Annotated in this window: 23 protein-coding genes; 13 read left to right on the top strand and 10 right to left on the bottom strand. The window is 69.6% G+C overall.

Annotated features, from left to right (window positions below; translation table 11 throughout):
• Positions 1-98: 98 nt before the first annotated feature.
• From C1746_RS08440 to panC, 5 genes are all read right to left on the bottom strand, one after another.
• Positions 99-1,406, bottom strand: coding sequence for an aldehyde dehydrogenase family protein (locus C1746_RS08440; protein WP_205711773.1), 1,308 nt, complete (start codon positions 1,404-1,406; stop codon positions 99-101).
• Positions 1,407-1,450: 44 nt separating this feature from the next.
• Positions 1,451-2,233, bottom strand: a complete 783-nt coding sequence (locus C1746_RS08435) for a type III pantothenate kinase (RefSeq protein WP_116714181.1) — start codon at positions 2,231-2,233, stop codon at positions 1,451-1,453.
• 4 nt (positions 2,234-2,237) lie between these two features.
• The gene (gene nadC / locus C1746_RS08430; RefSeq protein WP_205711772.1) at positions 2,238-3,128 is read right to left on the bottom strand and encodes a carboxylating nicotinate-nucleotide diphosphorylase; all 891 of its coding nucleotides are present in this window, start codon (positions 3,126-3,128) and stop codon (positions 2,238-2,240) included.
• Between the two features lie 9 nt (positions 3,129-3,137).
• Positions 3,138-3,530, bottom strand: a complete 393-nt coding sequence (panD, locus tag C1746_RS08425) for an aspartate 1-decarboxylase (RefSeq protein ID WP_116714180.1) — start codon at positions 3,528-3,530, stop codon at positions 3,138-3,140.
• 72 nt (positions 3,531-3,602) lie between these two features.
• Complete coding sequence (panC, locus tag C1746_RS08420; RefSeq protein WP_116714179.1) at positions 3,603-4,457, bottom strand: pantoate--beta-alanine ligase; 855 nt, start codon at positions 4,455-4,457, stop codon at positions 3,603-3,605.
• A gap of 172 nt (positions 4,458-4,629) precedes the next feature.
• Between panC and C1746_RS08415 the strand changes: the two genes are divergently transcribed.
• Positions 4,630-5,832 carry a glycosyltransferase gene (locus C1746_RS08415; RefSeq protein ID WP_116714178.1) on the top strand — a complete coding sequence of 401 codons (1,203 nt, stop codon included), beginning with the start codon at positions 4,630-4,632 and terminating at the stop codon, positions 5,830-5,832.
• Positions 5,729-6,895 (top strand): glycosyltransferase family 4 protein, encoded by a 1,167-nt coding sequence (locus tag C1746_RS08410; RefSeq protein WP_162867543.1) that lies wholly within the window; start codon positions 5,729-5,731, stop codon positions 6,893-6,895. The genes C1746_RS08415 and C1746_RS08410 overlap by 104 nt, the downstream gene beginning before the upstream one ends.
• A gap of 30 nt (positions 6,896-6,925) precedes the next feature.
• On the opposite strand, the gene C1746_RS08405 is transcribed toward C1746_RS08410, so the two are convergent.
• A complete protein-coding gene (locus C1746_RS08405) occupies positions 6,926-8,500 on the bottom strand; it encodes a GTPase domain-containing protein (protein ID WP_116714176.1) in 1,575 nt (524 codons plus the stop codon).
• Positions 8,497-10,026 (bottom strand): GTPase domain-containing protein, encoded by a 1,530-nt coding sequence (locus C1746_RS08400; RefSeq protein ID WP_162867542.1) that lies wholly within the window; start codon positions 10,024-10,026, stop codon positions 8,497-8,499. The genes C1746_RS08405 and C1746_RS08400 overlap by 4 nt, the downstream gene beginning before the upstream one ends.
• Before the next feature lie 26 nt (positions 10,027-10,052).
• On the opposite strand from C1746_RS08400, the gene C1746_RS08395 reads away from it, so the two are divergent.
• Both C1746_RS08395 and C1746_RS08390 read left to right on the top strand, forming a co-directional pair.
• Positions 10,053-11,435, top strand: a complete 1,383-nt coding sequence (locus C1746_RS08395) for a hypothetical protein (protein WP_116714174.1) — start codon at positions 10,053-10,055, stop codon at positions 11,433-11,435.
• Positions 11,436-11,544: 109 nt separating this feature from the next.
• A complete protein-coding gene (locus C1746_RS08390; RefSeq protein WP_116714173.1) occupies positions 11,545-12,663 on the top strand; it encodes a GumC domain-containing protein in 1,119 nt (372 codons plus the stop codon).
• A 6-nt stretch (positions 12,664-12,669) separates the two neighbouring features.
• Here the strand turns inward: C1746_RS08390 and C1746_RS08385 are convergent, their stop codons facing one another.
• Positions 12,670-13,563 carry a glycosyltransferase family 2 protein gene (locus C1746_RS08385; protein ID WP_162867541.1) on the bottom strand — a complete coding sequence of 298 codons (894 nt, stop codon included), beginning with the start codon at positions 13,561-13,563 and terminating at the stop codon, positions 12,670-12,672.
• A 106-nt stretch (positions 13,564-13,669) separates the two neighbouring features.
• On the opposite strand from C1746_RS08385, the gene C1746_RS08380 reads away from it, so the two are divergent.
• From C1746_RS08380 to C1746_RS08370, 3 genes are read left to right on the top strand one after another with little or no spacing between them, the layout of a single operon-like run.
• Entirely contained in the window at positions 13,670-14,584 is a 915-nt protein-coding gene (locus C1746_RS08380; protein ID WP_162867540.1) for a sulfotransferase family protein, read from the top strand.
• Positions 14,581-15,471 carry a sulfotransferase gene (locus C1746_RS08375; protein ID WP_116714170.1) on the top strand — a complete coding sequence of 297 codons (891 nt, stop codon included), beginning with the start codon at positions 14,581-14,583 and terminating at the stop codon, positions 15,469-15,471. Before C1746_RS08380 ends, C1746_RS08375 begins: the two co-directional genes overlap by 4 nt.
• A complete protein-coding gene (locus tag C1746_RS08370; RefSeq protein ID WP_116714169.1) occupies positions 15,471-16,883 on the top strand; it encodes an O-antigen ligase family protein in 1,413 nt (470 codons plus the stop codon). The genes C1746_RS08375 and C1746_RS08370 overlap by 1 nt, the downstream gene beginning before the upstream one ends.
• On the opposite strand, the gene C1746_RS08365 is transcribed toward C1746_RS08370, so the two are convergent.
• Positions 16,864-17,700, bottom strand: a complete 837-nt coding sequence (locus C1746_RS08365) for a sulfotransferase family 2 domain-containing protein (protein WP_116714168.1) — start codon at positions 17,698-17,700, stop codon at positions 16,864-16,866. The genes C1746_RS08370 and C1746_RS08365 overlap by 20 nt on opposite strands.
• A gap of 47 nt (positions 17,701-17,747) precedes the next feature.
• On the opposite strand from C1746_RS08365, the gene C1746_RS08360 reads away from it, so the two are divergent.
• From C1746_RS08360 to C1746_RS08350, 3 genes are read left to right on the top strand one after another with little or no spacing between them, the layout of a single operon-like run.
• Positions 17,748-18,035, top strand: a complete 288-nt coding sequence (locus tag C1746_RS08360; protein ID WP_162867539.1) for a PqqD family protein — start codon at positions 17,748-17,750, stop codon at positions 18,033-18,035.
• Complete coding sequence (locus C1746_RS21985; RefSeq protein ID WP_162867538.1) at positions 18,028-18,594, top strand: hypothetical protein; 567 nt, start codon at positions 18,028-18,030, stop codon at positions 18,592-18,594. The genes C1746_RS08360 and C1746_RS21985 overlap by 8 nt, the downstream gene beginning before the upstream one ends.
• An 18-nt stretch (positions 18,595-18,612) precedes the next feature.
• Positions 18,613-19,434, top strand: a complete 822-nt coding sequence (locus C1746_RS08350; protein ID WP_116714165.1) for a hypothetical protein — start codon at positions 18,613-18,615, stop codon at positions 19,432-19,434.
• Positions 19,435-19,446: 12 nt separating this feature from the next.
• Here C1746_RS08350 and C1746_RS08345 read toward each other — a convergent pair whose 3' ends face one another.
• Positions 19,447-20,655 carry a nucleotidyltransferase family protein gene (locus C1746_RS08345; RefSeq protein WP_162867537.1) on the bottom strand — a complete coding sequence of 403 codons (1,209 nt, stop codon included), beginning with the start codon at positions 20,653-20,655 and terminating at the stop codon, positions 19,447-19,449.
• Positions 20,656-20,738: 83 nt separating this feature from the next.
• On the opposite strand from C1746_RS08345, the gene C1746_RS08340 reads away from it, so the two are divergent.
• From C1746_RS08340 to C1746_RS08330, 3 genes are all read left to right on the top strand, one after another.
• A complete protein-coding gene (locus C1746_RS08340) occupies positions 20,739-21,689 on the top strand; it encodes a glycosyltransferase family 2 protein (RefSeq protein ID WP_116714163.1) in 951 nt (316 codons plus the stop codon).
• 84 nt (positions 21,690-21,773) lie between these two features.
• Positions 21,774-22,565 (top strand): glycosyltransferase family 25 protein, encoded by a 792-nt coding sequence (locus tag C1746_RS08335; protein ID WP_116714162.1) that lies wholly within the window; start codon positions 21,774-21,776, stop codon positions 22,563-22,565.
• Positions 22,562-24,100, top strand: coding sequence for a lipopolysaccharide biosynthesis protein (locus tag C1746_RS08330; protein WP_162867536.1), 1,539 nt, complete (start codon positions 22,562-22,564; stop codon positions 24,098-24,100). The genes C1746_RS08335 and C1746_RS08330 overlap by 4 nt, the downstream gene beginning before the upstream one ends.
• Positions 24,101-24,147: the final 47 nt, after the last annotated feature.

Below are 24,147 nucleotides of genomic sequence, written 5' to 3'. Positions count from 1 at the left end.
CAACTGTCCGCAGGCGTCACATGACCTTGCGGATCGCCCACTGCTTGAAGTCGGTGTACGGCGGATAGGCCAGTGGCAGGTCCGGCCAGGTCGGCTTGTCAAGAATCGGCTTGCGGTGACTGAAAGACGTCGAAGCCGGCCTTCCCGTGATAGGCGCCCATGCCACTGGCCCCCACCCCTCCGAAGGGCAGTTCGTGGACCGCGAGGTGCATGATGGCGTGGTTCAACACCGCCCCGCCCGAGGAGGTGTGCTCAACGATCCGCCCGAGCGTGGCCTTGTCATCGCCGAAGGCATACAGGGCCAGTGGCCTGTCGCGCTCGTTCACGAAGTCGATGGCCTCATCGACTGACGCCACCGCCAGCACTGGCAGGATCGGGCCGAAGATCTCCTCGGCCATGACCGGCGCGTCCGGTTTCACACCCGTGAGGATCGTCGGGGCCAGATACCGCGAGTCGCGATCCTGCTCCCCTCCAACGGCGGTCTCGGCGTACCCACCGCCATCGAGCAGCCCGGTCAGCCGGTCATGATGTCGCTCGTTGATGATCCGCGCGTAGTCCGAGGACGCGGCGGGGTCCGATCCGTAGAAGTCGGTGACCGTCCGAGCCATGGCCGCCACGAGTGGCTGCTCCGCTGACTGCTCCACCAGGACGTAGTCAGGTGCCACACAGGTCTGACCGGCGTTGAGGAACTTGCTCCAGACGATGCGGCGCGCCGTGACGTCGATGTTCGCGTCGGCGGCGACGATGGCCGGGCTCTTCCCGCCGAGCTCCAAGGTGACGGGTGTCAGGTGCTCAGCGGCCGCCTTCATCACGATGCGGCCGACGGTCCCGTTCCCCGTGTAGAAGATGTGGTCGAAGCGCTGGGCGAGGAGCTCCGTCGTCTCGTCCACGGCACCGGTCACCACCCCGACGACCTGGGGATCGAGGTACTCCCCGATCAGCCGCTCGAGGAGTTCGGCCACGGCCGGCGCAACCTCGGAGGGCTTGAGGACGACCGCATTCCCAGCCGCAAGTGCGGGGACGGCAGGGGCGAGGAGCAACTGCACCGGGTAGTTCCACGGCGCGATGATGCAGGCGGTCCCCAGCGGTTCCGGGCGGATGCGCCCGGCGCCGGGGCGGACAGCCAACGGCAGTGCGACCTTCTCCGGGCGTGACCACGCCTCGATGTGCTCCAGTGCATGATCGATCTCGTTGATCGTGAACACGATCTCGGCCGTGTACGCCTCGATCGGGGGCTTGCCGAGGTCGACCCCCAGGGCTGCGGCCAACTCGTCGTCGCGCTCTACCAGCATGCGGCGCAGTGCCTTCAGCTGGTCGCGGCGCGCATCCAGGCCGTGAAGCATCCCTGACTGCTGTCCGGCTCTGACTCGGTCGACGATCCCAGCAATGTCGGGGACGGCGGTCATATCGGTAGCTCCTCCGTTGATCGGCACTCCGGGCTGAGAGGCTCTCAGCCGGTGTTGCGGTCCCAGATGATCCGCAGGCCGTCCAGCGTCAGCCACGGCTCGTGGTGGGCGATGGTCGAGCACTCCTCGACGATGGCATCCGCCAGGCCCCCGGTTGCGACGACGTTGGGGTTGCCGTGCCCCTCGGTCACCAAGGACTCGACGATCCGCTCGACGATCCGATCCACCTGCCCGGCGAACCCGAAGACCGCACCCGACTGCATCGCCTCGATGGTATTGCGCCCCACCGCGGACCGTGGCGCCCGCAGCTCGAACTTCGGCAGCTGCGCCCCCCGCGCGCTGAGAGCCTCCATCGACATCATCACGCCGGGGGCGATCGCCCCGCCGATGAACGCCCCCTTGGCGGTGTAGACGTCGAAGTTGGTGGAGGTCCCGAAGTCGACCACCACACCAGGGCCACCGAACTTGTGGTGCGCCGCGATGGCGTTGACCAGCCGGTCGGCTCCGACCTCTCGTGGGTTGTCGATGTTGATGCTGAACCCCGTCTTGGTCCCGGGCCGCACGACCACGGGTGGGAAGTGGAAGTACTTGCGGGTCATCTCGACCAGCCGCTCGGTCACGATCGGGACCACCGAGGAGAGCACCACACCATGGACGTTCTTGGAGAAGGACAGGTTCTGGAAGGCCATGAAGCCCTGGAAGATCAGCGCCCACTCATCGGCTGTCCGGGCCGCCTCCGTCGAGACCCGCCAGTGCTCAACCAGATCATCGCCCTCGAACACCCCGATCACCGTGGTGGAGTTGCCCACGTCGACGGCCAACAGCACGACGCTAGCCCTCCCCACCCGGTGGGAGGTCGAGGTGGATGTCGAGGCCGATGTCCAACGCGCCGGAGGAGTGAGTCAGTGCACCAACGGCAATCGAGTCCACGCCGGTCCTGGCGATCTCCGCGATCGTCTCGAGGGTGATGCCGCCGGAGGCCTCCACGAACACCTTCCGGCCTGTCGCCCGGCAGCGCCGCACGCCCTCGACCGAGTCTTCGATGGAGAAGTTGTCCAGCATCACCCGGTCCGCCCCCGCCTCGAGCACCACGTCCAACTGCTCCAGCGAGTCCACCTCGATCTGCACCGGCAGACCGCGCGCGGCCGAGAGGGCTCCCCGCGCTGCCGTCGCCATGCCACCCGCCGCGGCCACATGGTTGTCCTTGACCAACAACTCGTCGACCAGTGACATCCGATGGTTGGCACCGGAGCCGGCCAGGACCGCCTGCTTCTGCACCAATCGGAGGCCGGGCAGGGTCTTCCGGGTGTCGCGGACGATCGCCCCGGTGCCCGCGACGGCGTCCACCAACTCCCGGGTCGTCGTTGCGATGCCCGAGAGGTGGGTGACCAGGTTGAGGGCCGTCCGCTCTCCGGCCAGGACCGAGCGCGCCCGACCGTGGATCGTGACGATGGTCTCACCGGGGACGACCTCGTCGCCATCGCCGGCGTAGCGGGTCACCGTCACCTCGGGGTCCACCTGCGCGTAGGTCTCGGTGATGGCGTCGAGGCCGGCGACGACACCGGCCTCACGGGGGACGAAGTGTGCCGTTGCCCTGATGTCGCGCGGCACCGTCGCCGCGGAGGTGAGGTCGTCGTCGACCGACCACCCGGTCCCCAGGTCCTCGGCCAGAGCGGTGGCGACGACGGCGCTGAGGCGGATCAGGGCTGGCTGACGAGACACACGGGCAACCTACAACTCCGACAGGATGGAGTGGGCCGGCTCCTCGCCGATGATGTTCTCCGGCTGGTTGAACTCGTCGAGGATGATGACGGTCGGCTCGTGCTCGGCCGCCTCCTCCCGGTCGTACATGCCGTAGCTGATGACGATGATCTTGTCGCCGGGCTGTACCAGCCGCGCCGCGGCGCCGTTCAGGCACATGTCGCCCGAGCCGGGCACACCCGGGATCACGTAGGTCTCCAAGCGCGCGCCGTTGTTGTTGTTCACGATCTGGACCCGCTCGTTTGGCATCAGATCAGCCAACTCGATCAGGTCTGGATCGATCGTGATCGATCCGACGTAGTTGAGGTTCGCGCCCGTCACCGTTGCACGGTGCAGCTTCGACTTCATCAGCGTGCGGAACATGTCGCACGTCCTTTCTCTCGTGCCAGGCCCGTCGGTGCGGGCTCCAACCGATGTGGTCAGCCTGTTGGCTGGTTATGCAATTCTGGCGTTGTCGATCAGACGTGTTGGTCCGACGAACGCTGCCAGGACGACCTGGACTGGTCCGGTCTGGATGCCCTTCAGTGGCTCAAGGGTCACGGGGTCGATGACCTCCGCATAATCCAGGCGGACGCCCGGGGCGTCAGTGAGTATATCCACAAGTTCTGAACGCAATTCATCCGCGTCATGTTCCCCGGCGTCCCACACCTGGTGGGCGTGGATCAACGCCGCGGAGAGGGCCAGCGCGTCCACGCGCTCCTCCGCCGACAGGTAGACGTTCCGACTGGACATGGCCAGGCCGTCCGGCTCCCTGACGATGGGGCAGGTCACGACCTCCACCGGAATGTTCAGGTCCCCCACCATCTGGCGGATGATTGCCTGCTGCTGGAAGTCCTTGGCCCCGAAGTAGACCGCGTCCGGGGCCACGGTGTTCAGCAGCTTCGTGACGATCGTCGTGACGCCGTCGAAGTGGGTGGGGCGAGTGACAGCCTCGAGTCCCCGGCTGAGACCGTCCACGTGGACCGTCGTCATGGCGGAAGGGCTGGTGAAGGCCTCCACGTCGGGGTGGAAGACCAGTTCCACGTCCCGCTCCGCCAGTTGGTCGACGTCGGACTCGAGGTTGCGCGGGTACGCCTCCAGGTCCTCGCCGGGGGCGAACTGCAGCGGGTTGACGAAGATGGAGGTGACGACCACATCGTTGTCCCGACGGGCCGCGTCGACCAGGGAGAGGTGTCCGTCGTGGAGGGCTCCCATGGTCGGCACCAGTCCGACCCGGCGGCCGGCAGATCGGTGGTCGGTGACGATCCGGCGGATCTCCTCGACGCCCGTGATGACCTGTGGCCGGCCCATGGCCTGGGAGGCTAGCGCCCAGCCACCGTCAAAGAAACGTGAAATCGAACGAAAATGCAGGTGACAGCTCGGTTTCGTGCACCAGCGGCAGCCGCATGAACCGGCCGTTTCGTGGCCGATCGGCCCATACGTACGCGAGGTGCCACCGACGCCGACTGCTACGACTCGTGACGTGGACGGCCACGACACCACCCTGTCGGTGCTCCACCTGATCGCGCGCCTGCCTCCGTCTGGCACCGAGCGGCAGCTGGTGGGGATGGCCAAGGCTGCCGTCGATCAGGGCCTGTGGAACCCCACCGTCGGCGTGCTGTACGAGGGCTTCCCGCTGACCCGCGAACTGAGCGATGCCGGCATCCCGGTGGTGGAGTTCGGGGCCGAGCCGTCTTGGCATCCTGGCCGAGCAGCCGGGCTGCTGCGGCACCTGCGAACCAGCAAGCCAGATGTCCTCCACACCTCGCTGTGGGGTGGCAGCCTGTTCGGTCGCGCCGTTGCCGCCCTCGACCGCGAACGTCCGGCGATCGTGATGTCCGAGCGCCGCGTCGAGCACTTCCGCAGCCCGGCGAAGCGCGCGCTGGACCGCCCCCTGCGGCTGCTGACCGAGGCCTACATCGGGAACTCCGGCGACGTCGCCCAGTTCATCGCCACGTCCCACGGCGTGTCGCCGCGCCGGGTCGTCGTGATCCCGAACGGCATCGACACCACCACCTTCCGACCGCGGACGTCTCCGCCGTCGACGGCCGACTCGTCGGGCCCGATCCGGGTTGGCGCGGTGGGCCGCCTGGTCCACCAGAAGGGGTTCGACGTCCTGCTCCACGCTCTGCCACTGGTCCTGGAGCGGCGGCCAGCCACGCTCTCGATCGTGGGCGACGGCCCCCTCCGCCGCGAGCTCGAGTCCCAGGCCGAGGGCCTGCCCGTGGAGTTCCTCGGAGCGCTCGACACCCCCGACCAGGTCGCAGACTTTCTGCACGACCTCACCGTCTTTGCCATGCCCTCGCGGTATGAGGGCCTCCCAAATGCCCTACTCGAAGCCCAGGCATGCCGCATCCCCGCGGTAGCCACCGACGCGCCGGGACTTCCCCCGGCCGCTGGTCCGGGCGTCCGGCTGTGCCGCCCCGAGGATCCGCACAGCCTTGCCGATGCCATCCTCGAGCAAGCCGAAGTGTCCATTGCCCCCTCGCACCCCGACCTGCGCACGTTCGCCGATGTGGCGCAGGACCACCGTGATGTCTTTGTGCGAGCCCGCCGTAGCCGCAATTGGAAGGCAACCCGTGATGACCCGTCCACTCCACATCGCATTCATCGGCCAGCGTGGTCTCCCAGCCACGTATGGCGGAATCGAACATCACGTCGAAGAGCTGGGCTCACGTCTGGCTGAGCGCGGGCACCGCGTCACGGTGTTCTGTCGCGACAACTACGGGGCAGCTTGCCCGGTCGATCGCCCGCAGTGGTTCCGCGGCATGCGACTGATCACGCTGCCGACGGTGCGGACCAAGCACTGCGAGGCGATCGTCCACAGCGCTGCGGCCGCTGCATTCACCGTCGGTCGGGTCCCCTTCGACGTCGTCCACTACCACGCACTCGGACCGGGGCTGGTCAGTCCCATCACTCGCTGGGGGTCGTCCGCCCGCGTGGTCCAGACGGTTCACGGCCTGGACAACCATCGCGCGAAGTGGGGCGGGGCCGCACAGAAGCTGCTCACCCTCGGGGAGCACGCCAGCGCCCGCGTTCCCGACCGGACGTTGGTCGTCAGCGAGTCGTTGCGCAAGCACTACGCGGTCGAGCACGGCCGTGACGTGGAGCACATCCCGAACGGTGTCGTCGCACCCACCCCGTCCGACACCGACGGCGTCCGTCGTGAGCTGGGTCTGGACAGCCGGCCGTACGTCTTGTTCGTCGGTCGGCTGGTGCCCGAGAAGGCCCCCGATGTCCTCCTGGAGGCCTTCCGGCGCATTCGCAACCGTGATGTCCAGCTGGTCTTGGCCGGCGGCTCCAGCTTCACCGATCGCTTCGTCGCCAGCCTGCGCGAGCAGGCCAGCAGGGACTCTCGCGTGACGCTGACCGGCTTCGTGTACGGCGAGACGTTGCGCGCCCTGTACGCGGGTGCACGCATGTTCGTGCTGCCCTCCCGGCTCGAGGGACTGCCCCTGACCCTGCTGGAGGCAGCCTCACACGGCATCTCGGTGATCGCCAGCAACATCGCGCCCCACCGCGAGGTCGTCTCCGTATCGGGTCCGGGCCGACGGCTGGTACAGACCGACCCATCAGATCTGGCCGCTGCGATCGACAGCGAGCTCGATGATCCCGAGCGAGGCCGGGTGGGCGCCGAGCGCCTTCGCAGTGAGGTCCTCCGGCGCTACGACTGGGAGGAGGTCACCAGCCGGACCGAGCAGGTCTACCGCGAGCTGGTCGCTGACCGACCCCGGTCCCTGGCCGCCTGATCAGCTGAGACGACTTCAGCGGCGTCACTTTCACGGGCGACGGTCCGGTCGACCGGCTGCGAGGTCGGTCAGGGCCACGACGCGATTCCGCGCCCGGAGCACCGACTCTGCGCGTCGCATGACGGCGCGGTCGACGGCTCGCTCGACCAGGGCGAGGAGATCCTCGTGGCGCGGTAGCTCCGCGGCGTGCGCCCGTCCGGCCAGCAGCCAGCCGACTGCGGTCAGCACCAGCCCGAGCGCCACCGCTCCGACCAGTGCCGCTACGACCGGAGTGCCGGTCGGCAGGATCAGTTGTCGGGTGCCGATCTGCGGGCCGGTATCGCCGACCAGGGTGGTCCAGGCAACCAGTCCCCCGATGGCCACGGTCGCGACCATGAGCCAGTTCTGGACCTCGCCGACGAGGCCGGGCCATCCGGTTCCCCGGGCTCGGGCCGGTGAGGTCGATCCGTCCTGCCGGTCGGTGGGATCGTCCTGGTCCAGCTGGTCGTTCACCGCCGTGGTCAGATCGCCCGCACCTGCCAGCATCCCGCGTCGAGCCGCCGAGGCCCAGGGGCCGTGGTGCTCACCGACGACCCCGTCCGCCAGCTCATCGAGTGTCGCCGTCACCTGGTCAGGGTCACGCGCGACGACCGCACCGCCGGACCCTGCCACCCCGAGCAGTGGCCGCAGCGGTGGCCAGGCGGCCATCCGACGGCGGCGCGCCTGGCGCGACCCCGCACGGGCTGCCATCACCGTGTCCAGGTCGTAGAGCTCGATCAGGTCCGCCAGCGCCTGGTCGGCCGTGGCCTCGTCAACCGTCGGCATCCAGGTCGAGGGCTCCAGCTGATCGGCGGCCGTCTGCAGGTCTCGGGCAAGCGGCGCCAACACCCGTTCCCGGTCCGCGGTGACCGCTGCCACCCGCTGCCTGAGCTGATCCTGCCCGATGCCCGTACCCGCGGAGACGAGCAGCGGGTCGAGCGACGTGCGGCCCGTCTCGTGCAGCAACTTGGCAAGCACAGCAGCCGCGTGGTCCCGTACCACATCACGCTCTTCAGCCGGGATCAGGTCGGCCTTGTTGATGACGACCTGAACGGCCAGGCCGTACTCGACCAGCGGCCGAAGAACGGCCTCCTGGACCCGCACGTCAGCGTACTTCTCGGGGTCGACCACCCAGATGAGGAAGTCGAGGTGCTCGACCACCCGCTCGACCGTCTCCCGGTGGGTGAGGTCCAGCGAGTCCAGGTCCGGGAGGTCGAGCAGGACGACCGACTCCCACCCCTGCGGTCCGGGACCCGAGGTGCGGGCGGAGACCCGATACCAGTCCAGGAGCTTGTGCGCCGGTCCGCCGAAGACATGCCCGTGCGGTCGGTCGGTGGTCGGCCGGAGCTCGGACGTGGGTGACGCCCGCTGTCCGGCCAGGGCATTGAACAGGGATGACTTGCCAACGCCGGTCGGACCGACCAGTCCGACCACGGTCCGGTCGTGCCCGTAGACGATGCGCCGCATCACCCGCCGAGCCGTGGCATGCGCCACCGTCGCCGCAGGGTCGCTGGTGTATCGCTCCACCAGATCCGCGGCCGCTGTCAGCGCCTTGGCGCGTGTGATCAACTGTCCCGGGTCCGTCACGGCTGGCCCAGCGCTTCCATGACCGCATCGAGCCGGCGTCGAAGGACCTCGTCCTGCGCGGGTGTCGAGGCTGCCGGCACCCCGGCAGGCCGGCCGTTGGCCGGGGCGAGGTGCGTGCTGATGGCGACGCTGATCACCCTGGCGAGCTCGCGACACATCGCCAGGCCAGGACTGTCCAGAGCCGTCGCAGCCTCCGTCGTGGTACCGCCCGTCAGGTGCTCGATCTGAGCCGTCGGGCTGCGCAACGTCTCGACCACGACCAGCACCGTCGGCGTCGACGGGTCGGCAGCGACATCGGTCGGCGCGACCAGACTGGTTCGAGGAGGATCGAAGCGCGCCAACCAGGCCAGGACATCCCGCTCGAACGCCACGTCGGCGGCGAGGGAAGAACGCACCTCGAGCCCTGGTCGCGCCTGGGCCAGTCGTCGTCGGTACCACGGCGGCAGCTCCCGACAGGCCGTCTGGAGCAGACCACGCAGCTCAACCAGGGCACGCTCCACCCGTCCGTGCACCGTGCTGCCCGCGTCGATGTCCGTGGCGTCCTCCCCGCCGATGTCGGCGAACACGGCTGATGACCGGCTGGCCTGTGCCAGCTGGCTCAGGAGGCGCGTGACCGCCTGCGCGGTGAGCGACGTGAGGGCCGCTTCGGCGAGCTCGTCGAGCACCGGTGCCAGCTGACGCGGGAGCGACGCCAACGGCAGCCCAGCTGTGCCCGCAGCGTGGAGCCCGGTCGTTGCGGCGGGGCTGACCCCGCGTCTCCGATCAAGTCGGTCGCTCAGAGCCGACAAGACGGTCGCGGGATCGGACCCACTCAGGATCTCCACGTCACCAAGACCCAGTGCCCGGGCCTTCCGGCGAAGATCCTGATGGATGGTCCCGGGCCGGCCGGCAGCCACCTTGGTCATGACGATGACCACATCGGCCTCCGCATCACGCAGTTCGGCAAGTCGCTCCCACAGGGTCTGATCCCCGTACCGGGTCGTCGAGGTCACCACGAGGTGGACGTCCCAGGCGTCCAGCGGCAGCACCGGGTCCCCCTCCGGCCCCGTCGGCACCAGCGCCGTCAGGCCAGGTCCGGGATCGGGGACCTCCACCAGCATCAGTCCCGGGGGCAGACCCGGAGCCTGCACCACATCGACGCCCGCAAGGTGCGGTGCCGAGTCTCGGGACCGCTGGCCCGAGGCGGTGACCCACACCGGTGCCGTCGTCGTCGGGCGGACCGCTGACACGGTGGCCACGGGAGATCCTGACAGCGCGTTCAGCAGCGTCGACTTGCCCACCCCGGTGGCACCCACGACGGCAACACGGAGCGGCGGCGATGCTGCCGCCGATGGTTCCACGGCCTTGCTGATCAGATTCGCCACAGCGTCACGTGCCCTCGCTGCCCGGCGAGCCGACGGCGTCGTGCCGGTCAGGGGCAACCCGACGAGCTCCTGCCGCAGCGCATCCAGGGCCGCCATGAGCGACCCCGTCGACCCCGCGACTGTGGCATCCGACACCACCGGATCGCTCGAGTGGGATGCCACGCGCCGCATGGTAGCGTCGAGCCGAGATGGCCGGAACCCGCCAATCGTCCAGCCTGACCAGTGCCCTCGCGGCCGCAGCCGTGATCGCCGTCGCCGTCGCTGCCGCGTTGTTCGTGCTGTCGCGCCTGCTCGGCGATGACGCGAGCAGCGTTGACGTGGTCCAGTCCGAGGCGGGCGCGGCGAGCGAGCCGCCGGCCGCCGACACCAGCACCGACGGGCCGGCACCGGAGCCCGAGTCCGCCGACGCGGCCGCCCCGCAGACGGCCGTTCGATACGTCGCCGCTGCAGCGTCTGGCCGGGGCGACGGCTCTGCCCAGGGGCAAGCCGCTCCCCTCTCCTCACTGGACCAACTGATCGCCGAAGCAGACGGGCCCCTCGACGTGCGTGTGGTGGCCGATTCCGGGACGATCCCCGTCACCGACTCCGTGACGCTGACCAGCGGCGGCACCAGCCAGGCACCAGTGACCATCCGGAGTTGGCCGCCCTCAGGTCGGCGTGTCGTCCTGACCGGCACCCGCACCGCCCCCTACGACGTGGCGGGCGATCCAGGAGACGCGGTGTTCCGGCTGGGCAGCGGTGCCGACCACCTGCGCTTCGTCGACCTGGCGTTCGAGAACGTGGGCGTGGCCTTCCGCGTGGCTGCCGACATCCGCGATCTCGACGTCCGGCAGGTCAGCGCCACCAACGTCCGGCGGTTCCTGGACACGACCGCAGCCGACGGCGTGGCGACGGCGAGCATCACGGGCCTGCGCGTCTCTGACGTCTCGGTCCGCGGGTTCTCCAAGTCGGCCTTCCGGCTGCGATACGGCACGCGCGACGTCCTGCTCCAGGACGTGGTCGGCGACTCCGAGCAGCAGGACGGTGACAACTTCGCGGTTGGTGTGTCGTTGTCCGGCCAGGTCAGCGACGTGGTGCTCCGACGCGTGCAGATGACCGGCACGCTGGACACGACTGGTGAGTACTGGAACGGTGACGGGTTCTCTGTGGAGCGTGGCGTCACGCGGGTTCAGTTCATCGACACCCTGGCTGCCGGCCACAGCGACGGGGGGTACGACATCAAGGGCACCGAGATCACGATGCGCTCGGTCAGGGCGGTCGACAACAAGCGGAACTACCGGTTCTGGGGCCTGATCGACGTCCAGGACTGCGAGGGGTTGGACCCGAACAAGCGCGGTGGCACCGGCACGCAGGCCCAGGTGCAGGTGGCCGAGGGGGCGGTCGTGGTCATGTCGGGCTGCCGGTTCGTCGATGCCGACCCCGAGACGATCGTGTTCGACGTCGATGGGCCCGCGGCAACCCTGCAGGTCATCGACTCGGACGTCCGGCGCGCGGCCGAGTCACAGCTGAGCACCGTGGAGCCCGGCAACGCCCTGGAGACCGACGATCTCGGCGACCAGCTGGCCAGCTGAGGTGCCCGGCCGGTGCTGCGTCGACCAGGCCTTGACCCGGCGGGCAGTGATCACCTGACCGGGTGACGCTGCTGCCGTTCGGCCGCCGTCGTGCCTAGCATGGAACGGCATGGACCAGGACGCGCCGGACCGGACCAGCTTCGGGCAGGCCTTCGGCCGCGAGATCATCATCATCGCGCTGGCGACGATCCTCTCCGGCGCGGCGGCGGCCTTCCTGGCGCCACCCCCGGAGGACGTCTCCGTCGCGACTGCGGTGCTCCGAACCCCGACGGACATCTCGAGCTCGAGCGGCATCGGCCTGTACGTCACCAACTTCGGGCTCAGCATCCGCAGCGCAGAGACGGCCGACATCGTGGCGGGCGCCGTCCCCGACGTGACACCGCTCGAGTTCCAGACCGGTGTCACGGTCGAGCGTCAGGGGTCATCGGTCCTCTTCGACGTGACGTACGAGACCGACGACGAACTCGTCGCCGCCCAGGCGCTCGACGCCGGAATCCGCGCGACGATCGACAACCTCGGCACGGCCCCGCTGGAAGGCCCGACCGACCGGGTGGAGCGAGCGCGGGCAGAGTTGGAGGCGGCCCAGGCCGAGATCGATCGCTTCATCGCAACCACCGGTGTGTTCGACCCGCGCGGCACCTACCAGGGCACGTTGTCGGACATCCGTTCCCTGGACCGGCAGATCCGCGAGGCGACCCTGCTGAGCTTCGGCAGCATCTACATCGCCGGTCTGGAGACGGCGAAGGCCAACGCAGAGGCGGAGCTCCCACGCCTGATCGAGCTGGCCCGCGAGTTCAGCCAGATCGAAGCGCGGATCGGTGAGTCGCAGTCCGACCTCTTCGCCGCCGAGGACGCGCTGGCGCAGGTCCAGGCGACGTTCGAGCTGCAGCGCTCCCCCGAGGCGCTGATCCTGCAGCCGGTCGACGCAGCCACCGGACCGGACCTGCTGCCCTGGCTCCAGCGGGTCATCCTCGCGGCTGCCACCGGGTTCGGTGTCTCGTTCCTGGCCGTGCTGGCGCTATGGGGCCTCGGGCGCGGTCCACGCTCCCCCGACGGTGATCCCGCGCAGCCCGACGATCCGCAGATGTCCCCCGACGGGCTGGCCGCCGAGGATGCGATCCGGTCCGACGAGCCGGCAAGGTCCCTCCAGCGGGACGCACTGGTGCTGGACGATGGGCCCGTGGAGGATGACGACGTTCGTCTGCGACTGAGCGGCCGACGGCGCTGACCGCCCTCAGCCCTCCTGCCCGGGAGCCGAGCGCTGGCCGGCCAGCAGCCGCTGCAGGGCTCGGGGGAGCCCCTCGACCGGCCCGCCGAGGATGAGGCAGACCAGCAGCACGCCGGTCGCGCGTGACCGGTCGAGCAGCGACTCGGCAGCCCGACGCCGCACCCGCGCCCGCTTCGCCCGAAGCTGCCAGCGCTGGCGACGGCTCAGGCGGTCGGCGTGCTTCCGCTCGTACGCGCCGAGGGCAGCAACCCGCGCAAGGGATGGTCGGGTGAGTCGGTCCCGTTCATGTTCGGTCTTGCGCACGAGACGGTCCTCGACGACGGCGTAGCGCAGCCCGGCATCGAGGAACCGCACCAGGAGGTCCTTGTCGTTCGACACGGTCAGTGCCGGATCGAACCCGCCGATCTGGTCGAACGCACTGCGTGTGATCACCAGGTTGGATCCGGTCAGTCCCGGGTTGATCGCGACCACGTCCGCCACCGTGAGGCCCTCCGGCATGGCCGGTCCCGGCAGGCGCGTCCCGTCCTCGAAGCAGAGCCAGGCCCAGGTGACGACCAGGTCGACGTCGGCTGACTCGAGCCGGTCGAGGGCCCGGGCCAGGTAGGTCGGGTCCCAGCGGTCGTCGTCGTCCAGGAAGGCGAGCAGCGATCCGCTGGCCCGCTCCGCCCCGGTGTTCCTGGCGCTGGACGCCCCCTGTCCGTCGGGATTGTCGACCACCACCACCAGCGGCGACCCGGCCCAGTCGCGGACCGGCTGACGAGCCGAGGCGTCTTGCGGGCCGTCGTCGACCACGATCACCTCCGCCGGCATGTGCGTCTGCGCCCGAGCGGCTTCGACGGCGTCATCGAGCTGTGTCGCCCGTGCGTAGGTGGGAATCACACAACTCACGGTGTGAGCCATGACGCGCAGTGTAGGGCGTGGCCACGCGGTGCTGCCCGGCGTCCTCGTCCGTGTGGCCGGACCGAGTGATGGGAATCGCCAGCGGTCACATCTAGCGTGGGGACAGGTGACCGTTCGAAACAGCCTGGCGACCAAGATCCGGCGGAATCTCCACTGGGGTCGGACGCACGGCTGGGCGAACCTCCTCGAGGAGCACGATCTGCAGCCGACAGTTCGGGCACGGCGGATGGCCGCTGCCCTGCGATGGCGCGCCGGCAACCCACGACCGACGACCATCACCACCACGTTCGTCGTCGGTGCGCAGCGATCCGGGACGAACATGATGGTCTACGGCCTCGGCAACGCCCCCGAGGTCGTGATGTACAACGAGGGCGACCGACGGGCCTATCGCAACTTCGCGCTGCGGTCCGACGAACGACTTGCCGAGCTGGTCGCGGGCAGCCGCTACCCCCACGTCGTGTTCAAGCCGCTGCTGGACAGCCATCGCACCCTCGACCTGCTGTCGCTGCCGACCCTCGAGGGACCGACCAGAGCCGTCTGGGCCTACCGCGATGTCGACGGTCGGGTCCGCTCCTACCTCGCCAAGTTCGGGGACATCAACCTGCGGGTGATGCAGGCGCTTGCCCGAGGTGGCGCACGGAACCACTGGCAGACGCAGGGGATCGCGGAGGCGGACGCTGCCTGGGTGGCATCCCTGGACGTCGATCGGATGACCCCGGAGAGCGGCGCGGCGCTGTTCTGGTACCTGCGCAACCGCCTCTACTTCACCCTCGGCCTCGACCGCCGTGATGACGTGCGACTCGCCCGCTACGGCGACTTCACCCGTGACCCCGAGGCCGCCATGTCCGATCTGTGCGCCTTCCTCGGCATCACCTACCGGCCGGCACTCGTGGCCCACATCGAACGCCGTCCGGCGGCCACGCGGGCGCCGCTGGACATCGACCCCGCCATCCGGGAGCGCTGTGAGGCCCTCGGCGCCCAACTCGACCACGCTGCGCGAGTCGGGCAGGTGGAGGGATGACCGCCAACGAACAGACCCCGGCGAAGGCGGTCGTGCTCCTCTCGACGAAGTCGTCCGGGTCCAGTGTCGTCCAGGACGTCCTGGCCAGCACCGGTCGGATCCGCCATGTCGAGCACACCCGCCACCAGCAGCACGAGACCCTGTTCTGGACCAAGGCCGCCTCGGTCCTGGGCCGGCCGCAGCGGGACATGCTGGACAGCGAGGTGCCGATCCCACCGGAGCGCGCCCGTCAGGACCTCATCCGCCTGCTGGCCGACAACACCGACGATCTGCCGTCCGACATGCCGAGCGATGACGACGGCCTGGTGTTCGAGGGGTGGCGACGACTGGTCGAGGCGCACCGTCCGGTGTTCTTCGAGAAGAGCCCCCACCACTTGGTGCAGCGGCCGTGTCTCGCACTGCTGGTCGAGGCCATGGAACGGGTGCCGTCCATCGAGATGCAACTGGTCGGTCTGGTGCGACATCCGATGGACACCCTCTACTCGGCCTACCGCCGGTGGCGGACGCCGCCCGAAGCGCTGCAGTTCGAGTGGGCCGAGGCGTATCGCAACCTGCAGTGGCTGAGCTCGACCCGTCCCGACCACGTCCAGGTCATCCGATACGAGGACGTGGTGGCTGACCCCGGCGTCCTCGCTCCGGTCACCCGCTTCTGCGGCGTGGACGACGCACGGCTCGACGCCGGCCGTCTGCACGCCGGCTCGATCGGGGCGTGGCGGACGGATGGTCGCTTCGGGTTCACCCCTGACCGCTCGGTGGTGGAGCTGGCCGGCGAGTTCGGGTACGACCCGGCCTCGATGACCAACGAGCCGTCACGGACCTGGCCCGTTCGCCGCCGCGTCGAGCGGGTGGTCGTGCGGACCGGTCGCCGGATCATGGGGGTCCGCTGATGGCGACCGTCGAGCCGCTCGTCCGCGTTCGGCCGGACCGAGACCGACCATCCGGGCTGGTCGCGGGCCTGGTGGTCATCGCAGCAGTGGCCCTCGGCGCGACGACGGTGCTGCTGCCCGTCTGGGTTGGTGCCGCGCTGCTGGGCCTGGCACTCCTGGTCGGCGTGGCCACGTTGACCCTCCAGCGGTTCGAGGCGCTCGCGCTGCTCATGCTGGCCGGCCGGGCGGCCTTGGACCTGACCCACGTCCCCGGTGCGTCGGTTCTGCGCCCCTCCGTCGTGGTGACGTTGGGCTTTGCGGTGGTGGCCGTCCTGTGGCTGGTGAGCCGAGCGAAGATCGGCGAGCTTCGCCTCTCGCCCGTGACCTGGTCTGCGCTGGCACTGGCTGTCGCCGCGACCGTGTCGATCGTGTTCTCCGAGCGCACCGGCGCGGCCGCCGAGGGTGCGCTCCGCTTCTGGATCCTCGCGATCATGTTCACGACGTTCGAACACCTCGCCCGCAGGCCCGGTCCGGTGACCGGGCGGCTGACCGAGTACGACCCCCAGCAGATCGGTCGGATCGTCATGGGCGTGCTGATCGGGTCGGTCGTGCCGCTGATCGTGGGCCTCCTCCAGATCGCCCGTGGTGTCGGCAGGATCGAAGGGTCGCTCTCCCACCCCAACACCTTCGGGTTCTTCCTCACCGTCATGCTGATCGTCGGCGTGGCGGCGGTCCCCATGACCCGTGGGGCCCTCCGGGTCGCGGTGGTCGGTCTCGTGGCCGTCACCGCGATCGAGCTGGTACTGACCTACTCCCGATCCAGCTACCTGGCCGTCGTCGTCGCGGTGATCGCCATGGCCGTGGTCGCGCGACGGTACTGGGTTCTGCCGGTGATCATCCTGGCCGTGGTCGGCATGCTGTTCGTCCCGAGCGTGCAGGAGCGCCTCTCCGACCTGAACGCCGACCGCAGCCTGCGAGGCACCGCTGGCAACAGCCTGGTGTGGCGGCTGGACTACTGGCAGGAGCTTGGAGATCTGGCCTCGGATGTGCCGGCAACGGGCATCGGCAGCACGGTGATCACCGACGTCAGCTCCAATGGGAAGCCCGCGCACAACGACATCGTCAAGGCGTACGTGGAGACCGGCGTCATCGGGCTGCTCGCCTACCTGACGTTCGTGGGAGTTCTGATCACAACGGTCATCCGCCTGATCGGGCAGCGGCACACCCGAGGCTGGCCGCGGGCGCTCACCATCGGCAGCTCGGGGGTCCTGGCCGCATTCCTGGTCGCCAGCCTGGCCAGCAACATCATCCAACAGCTGGTCTCGCTGTGGTACCTGATGGCCTTCATGGCTACCGCGTCATCGGTCGCCTGGGCTCGCAGCCACGGCGAACGCACACCGGCCCGTGTCGACGCTACGGCGTCCGCCCGGTGATGGGCTCGCCGCCCTCGGTGAGAACCTCGTCGAGGTCCTGAGTGACGTGCTCGTAGAGGATGCGGTTGGGCCGGGTGACGGTGTGGATGCGCGCGCGCAGCACGGGCTCGAGCATCTGGTGACGTTCCGCGGCTGACGTCGGGCTCGTGTTGCGGCGTTCGACCCGGAGGGTCACGCCCGTGCGGCGCTGCAGCTGCTCGAGCCAGGCATCGAGGTCCTCCAGGACACCGACCACATCAACCGAATCCAGGTTCCGGATGGCGGCCTCGATGGCCGCTTCGCTGCTCGGGTCGCCACGGAACGCCGGATCGGTGAAGTAGCTGACGAACATGGCGCCCGAGCTCGCAGCTTGTGGTGAGTCCAGGTACTCGCCGAGTGTGGTCGAGTCCGGAATCCCGAAGTGATCGCTGTCGGCCTTGTCCCGGTTGAAGTAGTAACCGCTCAGCAGGTGCTCCGTGGGGTCACGCAGGAGCGTGACGAGCACCCGGCTGCGGTCACCGTGCATCACCGTCGGCGACCAGGGCACGTGGCCCGCCACGAGCTGGACGTCGGATCGAGCGAGCTGATAGTCCAGCCACGCCTGACGGACGGCGAGGAGCGACTGGCCGCTGCGTTCGGAGACGATTCGAGTCGCGGCGGAATCCAGCTCGGCAATGCTGGTGCCCGTGCCGAGGGCGGACAGACGGTTGCGCAGGGCGATGCGGACGCTGGTGCCGCCACACTTGGGGAGGTGGAAGAACACGATGGGCGGGATGGCCCGGGTTCGCCTGCGCTCGTACACGGCGATGCCCCGTCGTGCGACTGCGCGGAGATCCATCGTCAGTGATCGTAGTCCTCACCGCGACCCGATACGCTGCACCACCGATGCAGTTGCAACTGGATGATCAGCGCGTGAGCTGGCGTGAGATCGACGGTGAGGTGATCGCCGTCGACCTGACCCGTGATGAGTACCTCTCGCTCAACCACACCGGTTCGTTGCTGTGGCGAGAACTGGTCGCCGGTGCCACGATCACGGACCTGGTGGACCGTCTGGTCCAGGCCTTCGCGGTTGATGCTCGTACTGCATCTCGCGATGTGACCGAGTTCGTGACTACACTGCGCGAGAGACGACTACTGACCGACGCCGCCGAAAGTCGAGCTACACGTGAGTGAGAGCAGCAGTCCAGAAGCAGCCATCAAAGACGACCGCTCCAGGGTCAGCCGCCGGGCGTTGGTCGGCACCGCCTACGCGGCACCGACGATCCTGGTCCTTCGCCCCGTTGCTGCGTTCGCGCAGTCCGGACCCCCCCCGACGGAGGACCCGGTGGTGATCGGCGTCGACACGGAGAACCCCGAGCCGCCGCCGCCCGGTCAGCCAGGCGAGCCCGGACAGCCGGGCCAACCGGGCCAACCGGGGGAACCCGGAGCACCAGGTGAGCCGGGCGCACCGGGTCAGCCAGGCGAGCCGGGTGAGCCGGGCGAGGTGACGACTCCGGTCGTGTCCGCTGGCACCCCGCCGGCCCCCGTCACGACCGCGGTGCGTCAGGAGGTCCCCGCCGACCCCGACCAGCCCGACTCGCTGGCCACGACGGGACTGGGCGTCCTGTCCTACGTCGGGCTGTCAGCCGGCGCGGTTGCCGGTGGTGCCGCCATGCTCAAGGCCAGCAAGAGCGGCCAGGACGCGACTGTGGCTGACCCCGACGAGAGCGCCGCGGACGACGACATCGAGTAGGACCCACCCACCCGGTCCATGTCCGCCCCGGCCACCCGGGTCCTCCATCACGGCGTCTGGCTGCAGGTCGACGCCGACGACGCCGAGGACCGCACCTACCTGCGCGATCTGTTCGGCGACCTGGCGATCGCGCCGCGGGGCGGCGGTCCTGATCCGCAACCGGTCCACGTCGGCATCCGGCGGCTGGACGTGCACGCGTGGTCGGTCACCAGCCCGGCAGAGGTGCTCCGTCCAACCACACGAGCGGACCTGGGCCGTGCGGTCCTTCGTGCCCTGCACCACGCCGCCCGCGACGGACGGACCTCGGTGCTGCTGCACGCCGGAGCCGTGGCCGGAGGCAGAGGCGCCGTCCTCTTGGCCGGCCGCTCCGGCGTCGGCAAGTCGACCCTCGTCGCGGCATGCCTGCGCGGTGGCGCACTCGGCCTGACCGATGAGCTGGTCGCAGTGGCCGACACCGGTCTGGTCACCGGATCGCCGGCGCCGCTGAACCTCAAGGCGGGAGCCAACGCCGTCCTGGGCCATCTCGGCACTGACGGAGCCCTGTTCAGGGAAGACGGTCCCCTGCGGATGTCGGCGGCCGGCCGCACCTCGCGCGACCCCGCCCCGGTGGCGGCGGTGATCGGTCTCTCTCGAGCGCCTGATCCGCTGCCTCGTACCATCTCCGGCCGGGATGCGGCCCTGCTGCTCGGCCAGCTGGTCATCCCGACCGGCGCCGGAACGGATCGGGGGCTGGGCGCCATCGGAGCCCTGGTCGAGCGGGCCAGCACGACGGCGGTGATGGGCCGACAGGATCTGGCGGCAGCAACGCGGTTCGTGCTCGACCTGGCCGGCGTCCGCTGACCACTTGGGCCCCTACCCCTCGACCGCCTTGGCGTCCTGGCCGCTGAGCGCGCTCAGCAGCTCGTCCAGGCCGGTACCCGCCTCGTCTGCCCGTGGGGGACCGACCCGTCGGTACGTGGCGCGCCGCGGGAAGGCCAGCGCGTAGCGCGCCATCTCCCGAAGGACCGCGCCGGTCGAGTCCCGAGCCGATCGCGCATGCCACATCGCGATGCTCTGACGCCCCTCGCGGACCGGCGGCCGGTGGACGGACTGCAAGCAACGCAGCAGGGCTGCCGTGAAGCTCGACCCCGCGGCCACGAGCGGACCAGCAACCGACGGCAGCTCACCGCCGAACCGCGGTATGCGGCCGAGCGCCATCGAGACGGGCTGGACCACCCCCCAGGACCGTGCCTGCTCGACCATCGCGTGGCCGTCAAGCCGTGAACCAATGGCGTCGGTCGACGCGTCCTGAGCCGCAAGCGCCGTCCAGAGCCCGGAGACGTCCCGCACCCAGATCAGCCGGTGCCCACCGCTCCACGTCGCGTGCATGGCCACGTGCAGGGCGCTGTCGGCCAGGCCGAGTGTCCACCGGGGGTGGCCATCAACGAGCACCTGCCGACGACGACCGAGCAGCGCCGCAGCGGGCGGGACGGACACGTCGGCGCGACGCTGGCCGTCGGCGACCAGGTCCCAGTGAAGATCCAGCTGGGTGCCGCCGGGCAGCACCAGGTGCATCTCGGCGCGCTGCTCCGCAAGGACGCGACGATGGTCCTCCACCATCGGGTGGGCCCCCACGGCGACCAGCGCGGTCACGGCCGCACGGATGTCTGACGGCGCGACCAGCACGTCCAGGTCGCCGAAGGTCCGCAGGTGCACCGCCTCGTGCGCCAACTCCGTCAGGAAGGGGCCCTTGAACCCCGCCCAGACGATGCCGCGCTCGTCGAGGGTGCGCGCCACGACGGCGAGGTCCGCAACGGCGGCGAGGTACTGCGCCCCGCTGATGGCGTTGCCCTCACGAAGCTGAGTCACCACCTGGTCCGGCAGCTCGACGCCGGACTGCCGCAGCGCACGGGTGAGATAGCCGAAGACGCCGTGGAAGCGAGCGGCCGCCACCACCTCCTCCCAGGCGCCCGCGATCCACGCCGCTCGTGGGCGCCGACGCGCGGCCACCAACGGATCGAACGACACCGCAAGCGCCCAGGACAGGACGTCGTAGAGCTGGCGTCGGGTCGCCCGCGTCACGCCCTCCGACCTCCGACCCGCTGCCATCCCTGGGCAAGCGTACGTGTGGGTGGACACCAACCGCGGGTAGCGTCGCGGCTGTCATGTCGCCGACCGTGTCCGTCGTCATTCCGGTGTACAACGACGCCGATGGCATCCGACGATGCCTGCAGGCGTTGGGCGAGCAGACCGCCCCCGACGAGACCTTCGAGGTCATCGTCGTCGACAACCGCTCCGACCCACCGCTGGCCCTGCCGCCCGCGGCGCGCGCGACGCTCCTGCGGGAGGAGGCGCCAGGGCCATATGCCGCTCGCAATCTCGGTGCGCGACACGCCCAGGGACAGATCCTGGCCTTCGTGGACGCGGATTGCATCCCCCGGTCCGACTTCATCGAGGCCGGCCGCCGCCACGTCGACAGGGGGGTCGAGTACCTGGCGGGCCGCGTGGTGATCTACGCCGCAGGACCGAACGCTGGGTATCGGTGGGACCTGTCGGGCCGCGACCGCGACCGCGCCCTCGAGGCGCTCGCCGCGCCTGACGTCGGCAACGCGTTCGAGCGCTACGAGAAGGTCCTGCTGTTCGACCAGGCGCGGGACATGGACGTCAACCACTACGCCGCGACGGCGAACGCGTGGATGACCACAGCCGTGTTCGAGCGGGTCGGGCCATTCGATGCCGGCCTGCGCTCGGGTGGTGACCACGAGTGGGGCGGTCGCGCCCACCGGCACGGCGTGCGAGGGACGTACAGCGACCAGGTGGTGGTGTTCCATCGCGCCCGCTCGGACTGGGCGGCCTTCCGCGGCCGTGCCCACCGGCTGACCCTGGGGCGCTTCGAAGCTGGCAGCGACGGGTGGCGGCGCGAGTTCGTCCGCACCCGCGCACGCAAGCTCGTCAGAGGAACCCGCTCGATCGCCCGCGAGGTCGAGATGTCGCCGTGGCAGCGTGTGACGACCGCGGGTGTCGGGGCCGCGGTGCAAGCCACCCACCTGGCGTACCTCGCGAAGTACCACCTGGCCGACCCGGGGGCCGACATCCAACCGGAGCGGTCTGGCTGAGTCGACCTGGTGTTCGTCCAGGCCTTGTGCAGTGGTGTGCGTGCGGACCGCTGTTGTTCACCCGTCTCCGAGTAGCGTTGCGGCGTGGCGCAGGACCAAACCGCGCGGCCGGCCGGTGACCGGGGAACCAAGGTCGTCGTGCTCAGTCTGCCGACGGCCACCGAGCGGCGGCGGCGCTTCGAAGCCAGCGTCCCCACCTGCTCGCTGCCGTGGTCCTTCTTCGACGCCCACACCGGCCTCGACCCGGCCCTGACCTACGACGACCGTGCGGCCAGGCGAGCCAAGGGGCGGTCTCTGACCGCGGGTGAGATCGGCTGCTACTCCAGCCACCTGGGCATCTGGCGCCAACTGCTGGCCGGAGAGGACCAGGCCTACATCGTCCTGGAGGACGACGTCATCGCGGACTGGCTCTTCCTCCGGGCACTGGCCGACCACCGTCCCGTCGACCACGGCATCTCCTACCTGCGGCTGTACTACAAGCGCACACCGCGGTACGTCGAACGCCAGCGACCCTTCCTCACACGGTCGACCGCGCTGATCGAGTTGCTGGACCCCGCCTTCGGCACGCAGGCCTACTACATCGCACGGCCGGCTGCGCGGCACTTCCTGGCCCGCTTCTCCACGGTGAGCAGACCGATCGACGACCAGCTGGACCGGTACTGGGAGCACGGCGTTCCGAACTACAGCGTCTTCCCCTTCCCCGTCCTCGAGACGGTCCAGGAGTCGATGATCGGCCACCAACGCTTCGAGGAACCGGCGGCACCGGTGCCCGCCAGCGCACGATTGGCGGGATACCTCGACCGCACGCGCAAACGGATGGCGCTGCGTCGGCGACGTGCGGGCACCTCGGTTCGGGGCAGGGTGTGGGGACGATGAGCGCCAGCAGTCCACTGCCCGTCGACGAACTCCCCGAGGCCACCCTCGGCCGTTCGGCAGGGCGATCTGCGCTGGTTCTGTTCGCAGCGCAGTGGCTCAGCAAGGCCGCGACCACCATCGTCGTCATCGTCCTCGCCCGACTCCTCGTCCCCGAGGACTTCGGGATCGTTGCCGTCGCCACGGTGGCCGTCGGCGTCCTCACCGCCATCGCTGACCTCGGCTTCGGGACGGCGATCGTCCGCCATCCTGACCTGACCGACCGGCACCTCAACACCGCGTTCTGGGCGTCGGTCGCAACGGGGGCACTGCTGACCGCAGTGGTCGCGAGCGCGGCCGGCCCCGTCGCCACGGCGCTGGGCGACAGCCAGGCCACGCCGATCCTCCGACTGATGGCCCTGAACTCGACCTTGGCAGCGCTGTCCAGCGTGCAGATGGGGCTGCTCAAGCGGTCCTTCCGGTTCTCCGAGTTGGCGGTGCGCAACATCGTCTCCACCATCGGTGCGGCCATCGTCGCCATCGGACTGGCGTGGGCGGGAGCCGGCCCCTACGCGTTGGCCGTGCAACTCCTCGTGGGAACGGCGCTCGGCTGCGCGATGCTGTGGCGGGTGAGCGAGTGGCGGCCGAGTCTGTCGGTCGGCCGGTCCGAGTTCCGTGACCTCCTCGGCTTCAGCGCGTCGGTGACCGGCATCAGGCTGATGAGCACGGCCAACAAGAACGTCGACAACCTGATCATCTCATTGAACCTGGGCTCCTCCGCCCTCGGCATCTACACGATCGCCTACCGCTTCTACCGGGTCGTGGTCGACAGCGTGCTGACGTCGGTCTCGGGCGTGTCCCTTCCGAGCTTCGCCCGACTGCAGCACGATGCTGCGGCCATGCGTGATGCGCTGTATCGAGCCACCCGGATCAGCGCGCTGGTCGGCATCCCACTGTTCGCTGGGCTCGGGCTGGTCGCGCCGACGCTCTTCCCCGCCGTGTTCGGGCCCCAGTGGGACGAGGCGATCGTCCCCAGCCAGTTCCTCGTCGTCAACGGCGTCGTCATGAGCGTCACCTACTTCAGCCAAGCCCTGCTGCTGGCCAAGGGACGAGGCGGGCTGACGCTGACGATGAACATCGCCCGCCTGATCGTGAACACGCTCGGGTTCCTGATCGGCGTGCAGTACGGCATCGTCGGTGTGGCCGCATCCGTGGCCATCACCTCGGTGCTGTTCTGGCCGGTCCAGTTCCTGATCCTCCGACGCGTGGCCGGGCTCTCGCCCCTCCACTACCTCCGCCAGGTGGTCGTCCCGGTCATCGGCATGATCGCGATGGCCGCAGCCGTCCTGCCGCTGCAGACCGCCCTGGAGGGCCAGATCCCCGGACTCCTCGCCCTGGTCACCCTGGTCGCCGCCGGCGCAGTGGTGTACGGCCTCGTCGCGTTCGTCTTCGACCGGGACACCCTGCGCGTGCTGTTCTCCCTCCTCCGGCGCTCGCGGTCCACGGACTCGAGCGAGGTCCCGACCGCCGTGGGAATCGACACGGACGAGGATCAGTGATCCGGACATCGGCCATCGGGTCGCCTCCCCGCTGGGCGAACACGCGG

Source organism: Euzebya tangerina (genome assembly GCF_003074135.1).
Taxonomy (GTDB): Bacteria; Actinomycetota; Nitriliruptoria; order Euzebyales; family Euzebyaceae; genus Euzebya; species Euzebya tangerina.
The sequence above is the reverse complement of the archived record's forward strand: the minus strand, read 5'-3'. Positions and strand labels throughout refer to the sequence as shown.